Here is a 5,263-nt window from a genome sequence, read left to right as displayed (position 1 = left end):
GCCGGTAATTTCAGCGGCAGGGTATCCCGTAGAGCATCCGCTCGGGGAGTTCACCGTAACGTTTGACCTGAAACAAACCGGATCAGGGGTGTCTGTCAGTAAGTCAGGCGTTGTCCGGACGGCAAGGTTGATTAGCCGCGGCGAAGTGTTTGTTCCGGCAGAAATTGTTTTTTAACGCATGGAACCTACTGGCTTTCCCTGAATTCTTTGGGTGACATACCCGTAATTTTCCGGAAAAGTTTGGCGAAATAGTTAGGGTATTCAAAATTCAGGAGAAAGGCAATTTCCGAAATCGAATAGGATGTGAAGCGCAGGTATTTCTTGGCTTCGTCGATCTGATGTTCCTGAATCAGATCAAGGGCCGATTTGCCGACCACCGACTGGCAAATCCGGTTGAGATGCACGGCGCTGATGTTCAGATCGTCCGCAAAGTCGGGAATGCTTTTGGGAAACCGGGCTTCCTTAATCAGTTTCTGAAAATGCCGGAAATGTGCCAGTGCCGGCGACTGACCGGTAGTGATCACGTCATTCCGGTTTTTAATCAGCCGGTAAAGCCTGATCCAGAGTTGCGCCAAATAGGCCCGGATCATCGGCTGACGCTCCGGTTCGTCACCAAAAATTTCCTGATCAATTTTCTGAAAGAGCGTTAACGCTTCGTGGAAAGCCTGCTCATCTTCCTGTTTTTCAATCCGGTGGAGGCGGGAAAGGGTTAACAAAGCCGGCGAAGACGACGGGAAAATGGCATCGATCAATGAGTCGGCAATGGTCAGAATATGGCCGGTGGTATCAGGGGTATACACAAGGCCGTGCAGGGCGGAAGGCGGAATACAAAGCAGACAAGGACTATCCAGATCACACGAACCGTTGGTATCCTGAAAAACAACCTTGCCGGTTTTAAGGAAAAACAGCTGGTATAACCGGGTGTGAATATGGGGTTTGACGATCCAGTCAAATGTCGGGCTCCGCGTTTCCAGGGATTCCGAAAAAATATAGTCAGTTGCCGGGCGGGTATTACTTTCACCATACAATCCATCATAGTGGGTAATTCGATTGTGGCTCATGAAAACGATGTTTGTTTTTTCTCCTTAATACGAATAAATGTCTCCGCCCGTTGCATGGGGGGCAATGTAATTTTGCGTCATAAACCTATAAGCAGACCAGGGCAACCATCCGTGGGACCCATATTCAGGACTGTACATCTTATCGTGAAATGCTTTTCTGTACCTTTTTAATAAGGGTTAGCGTGTGTGAAACCGTCTGCAACGCTGCTGCCTTGCATGACGTATGGATGCTGTAACAAGACATCCGGCTGGTCTGACGATTATTGCCGCTGAAGCCCGTGTTTAAATTTTACTGCTGCAGCAGCAAAATTCAGGGGTCTCAGCACCTGTTGCTCCATGAATAAAGCTTCCATTTTAAACATCATTTCTGCATGGTTCGTACCTCATCCATAGGGCTTTACATTGTCCTTTTTACAATGAGTTTACTCGTTGATTCCTGCAAAAAAGACGAATCAACGAGTGCCGTTACCCCGGCAACTGCCAGTATTAGCGCACTCTCCTGCAGCAGCGCTACCTTTTCGGCAACGGCCGTAAACGGCACTTCCTATACCGGAACAGCTACCGTGCCCTACACCGGGGGGAACGGTGCAGGCTATACTGCCGGAACCGCCATTGCTTCAACCGGAGTCAGTGGTCTCAATGCGACCTTGCAGGCAGGAACGTTAGCCACCGGTGCCGGTACCCTGACCTTTGCCATTACCGGTACGCCAACCAGTTCGGGTACGGCAACCTTTGCCATCACGGCCGGCGGGCAGACCTGTAATCTGGCGCTGACCGTTGCGGCAAGCAACTCCGGAAATACAGGGGGCACAACGACCAACTGCGCATCTGCAACCGGGCTGGCAAAAATCGTGTGTCTTGCCGAAGCCTTTAAAGCCACCTTGTCGTCTACGCAGCTGGCAGCCCTGCAACTGACTTATACCAAAGCCAATGCCGTACGCTGGTCCAATCTGCCACAGGCTTTGTATTCCGAAAAACGCGTTGGTCTGAACCTGGGAGTCCTGAACACTACGCAGCTGGCGGCGGCTAAAGCGTTGCTGGCCGCTGTACTGGCACCCGGGGTTACCAACGAAGGGTATGACGAAATGGAGGGTGGCCTGGCCGCCGATGATTACCTCGGTGCTAACGGGGGGGGCGCTTCCACCTATGGCTATGGGTATTTCTACATGGCGTTCCTGGGCACCCCCGGCACTACCGGCCTTTGGGAACTTCAGTTCGGCGGACATCATTACACGATGGCCAATACCTACAACGGCGGCAAAATTGTGGGCGTTACCCCCTCTTTCCGGGCGGTTGAGCCAATGTCGTCCTTCACGCAGAATGGCCGCAGCTGGCAACCGGTAGAGCAGGAGCGGCAGGCCTTTGCCGATATGTTGGGCGGGCTGAGTTCAACTGAACTGGCTACGGCAAAACTGGCGGCAACCTACTCTGATATTTTGCTGGGGCCAGGACAGGACGGTAAATTCCCGACCACAAAATCAGGGCTGAAAGTGGGTGATCTGAGTACGGCGAAGAAAACCCTGGTGCTGAACGCGATTAAATTGTATGTCAATGACCTGGATGCCGAAACGGCCGCCACCGTGCTGGCGAAATATACGGCCGAACTGGATAATACCTATATCGCCTATTCCGGCAGTGCAACCGTAACCCAGCAAAATGATTATATCCGGATCGACGGCCCTAATGTCTGGATTGAGTTTTCTTACCAGGGGGGAATTGTTATTCGGAATACGCCTCACCCGCATTCTGTCTGGCGTGACCGTACCGGCGATTATGGCGGCAACTAACCGATTCTCAACACAACTCCGGACAGGCATTGTCCGGAGTTGGCTACTTTTATGCCTGTTAGGGTATGAAGCCGCCGGCCATCCGATGCCAAACAGTGTGGTACTGCTGAAAGTCCATCCGAAATCAGTAGACGCCGAAATTCAGATGCCGCTGATCGAGTTACAGGCGGCCATCGGGCATCAGGTAAATGACCGGTCCGATAACCTGATTCAACGATCAGGCCCCTTTCTGACCACTTATTTAATGCAACACATCCGGCCTGTGACAATGGATCATCGGCCGTGGAAGGTGCAGGTTGGTGAGCTTCGCGTTGAAGAAACACAAACGCCGGTTTCGGGTGCCTACAAGGAGTTAATTGCCCGTGTCCGGCTGTTGCCACCCGATGGCGCAACCACCCGTGCATTTGTCTTTGATTACAATGCCATCATCCACCAGGTGGTAACACACCGGATTCTGGTTTCGGTTGCCCAGGATTGGGAACAGGGCATTACGGCCGGACATACCCCGGTTGAACTAGGGGTTATTGAGTTGGATATTGAGTCGGAGAAAATAAAACCGTTTGTGGTGCAGCTCCGGCAGGGTAGCGGGTGGACCGGATTTTTGGCCATGCTCAGACTGGGCCGGGAGCATATTGCCGAAGGAACCGACCATCTGTTGTTTTTGCTGGTATTGCTCTTACCCGCTCCGTTACTCCATGATAAACGCAGGTGGCTGGGTTTCGGCGGCGTACGCTTTGGCCTGAAGCGGCTGCTCCTGATTGTAACGGCTTTTACGGCCGGTCACTCACTGACACTGCTTGCCGGTGCGCTCGGGTGGGTTTCCATGCCGGCCCAACCCATCGAAGTGTTGATTGCCATCTCCATACTGGTGTCAGCAATTCATGCCATTACGCCGGTTTTTCCGGGAAAGGAGGCCTGGATTGCCGGAGGCTTCGGGCTGATCCATGGTCTGGCTTTCGCCAATACCATTCTTGATTTACAACTGGAGCCAACCCATCTGGTTCTCAGTATACTTGGGTTTAATCTGGGTATTGAGTTCATGCAACTGGCGATCATAGCCTTAACCATCCCATGGCTCATGCTGCTGAGCCGGACACGCTATTATACCATCCTGCGCCTGTCGGGAGCGGCTTTGGCATCGGTGGCAGCCCTGGCGTGGGTAGCTGAGCGGGTAAGTGGCGAAAGCAATGCTATGGCTGATTTTTTAGCACGTCTCTGAGGGGTTCTGCGTCGATTTCCATGGCCAGCAGCGCATAACTCAGCGTTTTGCCATGCGGGTCGATTGCTGTCGATGTCGTCACACCACCCAGTAAGGCGTTTTCACAGACAAAATGGAGTGCGGGAAGATTGGGTAACTCATACCGGGTGATTTTACCGCTTACAATCTCCGACAGATGTTCGCTTACCCGCGCGGCCGTGCATTGCTTTTTCAGCAGGTCAAAATCCTTCGGATTATACGGGAAAAGCGAAAGGGTTAACGTATTGCCTTTATCACCTGCCCGCGCATGGGCAATGTCATAAAGCCTCGTTGTGTTAAAGGTATCAATGGCAGACATGAGGTCAGGAGGTTTTCAGGAGAGTCAGTTGCGGCTTAATCCGGAGCCGGTCAATGGTCGTTGATACAATGCCGACAACGTCATGAATGTATTTCCGGGCTCCGCCACCACCGGCGGGGCCATTGGTATACAGGGCCTCCACCTCTTCGCCAATCAATGCGGCCAGGTCACGCGATGGGGTTCTGCCGGCTACCCTAAGCCGGATTTCATACGGGGCCGTTTCGCCGAAAAAGGTGCGGTGAGCAGCGGTAGAGCCAATAAAATCAATCCGGAGGTCCTCAAAATGATGGTGAATCCGTTTCCGGATAATGCTTCCTGCCAGCATAGCGCGCGCTTCGGCTTCAGGGCCAGCATACGAAATTTCCCCTTCTCCGATATAGCCGGCGTCGTACCCGACACTGACTTTCAGGGTTTCCGGCCGCCTGACACCGGTACCACCCGTTGCCTGAATCAGGTTGGGCCCTGCTTCGGTGAGCCTGACGCCGGTAAAATCAGCAATGACATCAGGCGTGATGTACCGCCCCGGATCCATAACTTCGTATAACAGTTGCTCCTTTGCCGTCATCAGCGACAGTTGACCGCCCGTCCCGTATACTTTACCGAACACGGCTGTTCCATCCGGCGAAATATCGGCGAACGGATGGCCCAGATTCTCCATGTTCGGCACCGGTTTGCTCATGGGGTCGGCAAAATATCCCCCGGTCAGCTGTCCGGCGCATTCAAGCAAATGGCCGATCACCGTACCTTGCCCTAAACGCTCAAAGTCGTCGGCCGACCAGCCAAATTCATGAACCATGGGGGCAACAAACAAAGACGGGTCGGCAACACGACCCGTAACAATAATCAGGGCGCCGGTGGC

General features: G+C 53.1%; 5 protein-coding genes. 2 read left to right on the top strand and 3 right to left on the bottom strand.

Going from position 1 to position 5,263, the window contains the following annotated elements:
* Positions 1-185: 185 nt before the first annotated feature.
* Positions 186-1,061, bottom strand: coding sequence for a helix-turn-helix domain-containing protein (locus tag BLX24_RS29390; protein WP_071506791.1), 876 nt, complete (start codon positions 1,059-1,061; stop codon positions 186-188).
* Between the two features lie 416 nt (positions 1,062-1,477).
* Between BLX24_RS29390 and BLX24_RS29385 the strand changes: the two genes are divergently transcribed.
* Positions 1,478-2,848, top strand: a complete 1,371-nt coding sequence (locus tag BLX24_RS29385) for a DUF3500 domain-containing protein (RefSeq protein WP_229201919.1) — start codon at positions 1,478-1,480, stop codon at positions 2,846-2,848.
* Positions 2,835-4,067 (top strand): HupE/UreJ family protein, encoded by a 1,233-nt coding sequence (locus BLX24_RS29380; protein ID WP_071506789.1) that lies wholly within the window; start codon positions 2,835-2,837, stop codon positions 4,065-4,067. Before BLX24_RS29385 ends, BLX24_RS29380 begins: the two co-directional genes overlap by 14 nt.
* On the opposite strand, the gene BLX24_RS29375 is transcribed toward BLX24_RS29380, so the two are convergent.
* Positions 4,039-4,404 carry an AtuA-related protein gene (locus BLX24_RS29375; protein WP_071506788.1) on the bottom strand — a complete coding sequence of 122 codons (366 nt, stop codon included), beginning with the start codon at positions 4,402-4,404 and terminating at the stop codon, positions 4,039-4,041. The two genes, BLX24_RS29380 and BLX24_RS29375, sit on opposite strands and share 29 nt — an antisense overlap.
* A gap of 4 nt (positions 4,405-4,408) precedes the next feature.
* Positions 4,409-5,263 (bottom strand): acyclic terpene utilization AtuA family protein (locus tag BLX24_RS29370; RefSeq protein ID WP_143092874.1); only part of this gene is annotated, 855 nt, incomplete at its 5' end.

It is taken from the genome of Arsenicibacter rosenii (assembly GCF_001870735.1).
GTDB lineage: Bacteria > Bacteroidota > Bacteroidia > Cytophagales > Spirosomataceae > Arsenicibacter > Arsenicibacter rosenii.
The sequence above is the reverse complement of the archived record's forward strand: the minus strand, read 5'-3'. Positions and strand labels throughout refer to the sequence as shown.

What these genes read in the sequence shown, in the direction of transcription:
- BLX24_RS29375 (WP_071506788.1), bottom strand. Translation starts at nt 4,404, where the DNA reads ATGTCTGCCATTGATACCTTTAACACAACGAGGCTTTATGACATTGCC.
- BLX24_RS29385 (WP_229201919.1), top strand. Translation starts at nt 1,478, where the DNA reads ATGAGTTTACTCGTTGATTCCTGCAAAAAAGACGAATCAACGAGTGCC.
- BLX24_RS29390 (WP_071506791.1), bottom strand. Translation starts at nt 1,061, where the DNA reads ATGAGCCACAATCGAATTACCCACTATGATGGATTGTATGGTGAAAGT.
- BLX24_RS29380 (WP_071506789.1), top strand. Translation starts at nt 2,835, where the DNA reads ATGGCGGCAACTAACCGATTCTCAACACAACTCCGGACAGGCATTGTC.